4 protein-coding genes are annotated in these 1,819 nt (G+C 34.1%); all 4 read right to left on the minus strand.

Features of this window, described 5'->3' with window-relative positions; genetic code table 11:
• Positions 1–88: 88 nt before the first annotated feature.
• On the minus strand, positions 89–709 hold the full coding sequence (gene rpsD / locus ACRDDY_RS00005) for a 30S ribosomal protein S4 (protein ID WP_438562919.1): 621 nt from the start codon (positions 707–709) through the stop codon (positions 89–91).
• A 29-nt stretch (positions 710–738) separates the two neighbouring features.
• Complete coding sequence (gene rpsK / locus ACRDDY_RS00010; RefSeq protein WP_002598876.1) at positions 739–1,128, minus strand: 30S ribosomal protein S11; 390 nt, start codon at positions 1,126–1,128, stop codon at positions 739–741.
• 16 nt (positions 1,129–1,144) lie between these two features.
• Entirely contained in the window at positions 1,145–1,510 is a 366-nt protein-coding gene (gene rpsM / locus ACRDDY_RS00015; RefSeq protein WP_438562920.1) for a 30S ribosomal protein S13, read from the minus strand.
• 225 nt (positions 1,511–1,735) lie between these two features.
• Positions 1,736–1,819 (minus strand): 50S ribosomal protein L36 (gene rpmJ / locus ACRDDY_RS00020; RefSeq protein ID WP_438562921.1); only part of this gene is annotated, 84 nt, incomplete at its 5' end.

Genomic DNA, 1,819 nt, shown 5'->3' on the forward strand with positions numbered 1-1,819 from the left:
TTTCTAACATACGAACCCTCCTCTGATATTAAAATGGCAACCTATTTGAGGGCAACTGATTCATATTTGCTTAAAACAAATACTTCAATTATTTGCTATATAACTCAACGATAAGAGTTTCATTAACTGGTACGTCAATATCTTCTCTGTCTGGCATAGCAACTACTTTGCCTTCGTAGTTTTCAACGTTAGCTTCTAACCATTTTGGTAAAGTCTTTGGATTTTCAACGAAAGTTTTGAACTTTTCGCTTCCTCTGCTTTTCTCACAAACAGCAATTACGTCGTTTACTGCAACTTTATAAGAAGCAATATCAACTTTCTTACCATTTACTAAGAAATGTCCGTGGTTAACTAATTGTCTTGCTTCATTTCTTGAAGCTCCGTAACCTAATCTATATACAACATTATCTAATCTTAATTCTAATAACTTTAATAAGTTTTCACCAGTAATACCCTTCATGTGTTCAGCCTTTTCATAGTATGCTCTGAATTGACCTTCTAACACTCCGTATATTCTTCTAGCTTTTTGCTTTTCTCTTAATTGTACTCCGTAGTCAGATAATTTCTTTCTAGCTGCTCCGTGTTGTCCTGGTGCGTAGCTTCTTCTAACGAAAGCACATTTGTCTGTATAACATCTATCCCCTTTAAGGAATAACTTCATACCTTCTCTTCTACATAATCTACATGTAGCTCCAGTATATCTTGCCATCTAATTACACCTCCTGTTTTGAAACGATACTAAACTCTTCTTCTTTTTGGTGGTCTACATCCATTGTGTGGAATTGGAGTAACATCTTTAATTAGAGTTACTTCTAATCCTGCTGCTTGTAAAGATCTTATTGCTGCTTCTCTACCAGCTCCAGGTCCTTTAACATAAACCTCTATGCTTTTTAATCCGTGTTCCATTGCTATTTTAGCTGCAGTTTCTGCTGCCATCTGAGCTGCAAATGGAGTGCTTTTTCTTGATCCCTTGAAGCCTAGAGCTCCAGCACTTGACCATGATAATGCATTTCCAGCTGCATCTGTTAAAGTAACTATTGAGTTATTAAATGTTGACTTTATGTGCGCTGCACCATGCTCAACGTTTTTTCTTTCTTTTCTTCTTCTAGTCTTTTTAACCTTTGCCATTGCCTTCCCTCCTTAACTATTTCTTCTTGTTCGCTATTGTCTTCTTAGGACCTTTTCTTGTTCTTGCATTAGTCTTAGTTTTTTGTCCTCTTACTGGAAGACCTCTTCTGTGTCTCATTCCTCTGTAACAACCAATTTCAACTAATCTCTTGATATTTAAAGCAACTTCTCTTCTTAAGTCACCTTCAATAGTAAGTTCCTTAATGTAAGTTCTTAAAGCATTAACTTCTTCTTCAGATAAATCTTTAACTCTTGTATCTGGATTTATTCCTGTTGCTGCTAATATCTTATGTGAAGTAGGTAACCCAATTCCGTAAATGTAAGTTAAACCTATTTCAACTCTTTTTTCTCTTGGTAGGTCAATACCTGCTATTCTTGCCATTAAAATTTACACCTCCTGGTAATTGAAATGCCATTATCTTTTCGATAACTTTTTAAAAATATATATAATAAAATTTTAGGCCAATAGTAAGAATTTGTTCTTCTATTGTCAGCCGCCCTAAAATCTAATTATTGAATTAAATGCCTATATAATCATATTTGACTTTTGGAAAAAAGTCAACTAATTTTAAATACCTAATCTGTATTTTTTGCCTAATATTTTATATTAGCCTTGTTTTTGCTTGTGCTTAGGATTTTCACAGATAACCATTACTCTTCCTTTTCTTTTTATTACTTTGCACTTCTCGCA

It is taken from the genome of Clostridium sp. (assembly GCF_051656525.1).
In the GTDB taxonomy this organism is placed as follows: domain Bacteria; phylum Bacillota; class Clostridia; order Clostridiales; family Clostridiaceae; genus Clostridium.

What these genes read in the sequence shown, in the direction of transcription:
- rpsM (WP_438562920.1), bottom strand. Translation starts at nt 1,510, where the DNA reads ATGGCAAGAATAGCAGGTATTGACCTACCAAGAGAAAAAAGAGTTGAA.
- rpsK (WP_002598876.1), bottom strand. Translation starts at nt 1,128, where the DNA reads ATGGCAAAGGTTAAAAAGACTAGAAGAAGAAAAGAAAGAAAAAACGTT.
- rpsD (WP_438562919.1), bottom strand. Translation starts at nt 709, where the DNA reads ATGGCAAGATATACTGGAGCTACATGTAGATTATGTAGAAGAGAAGGT.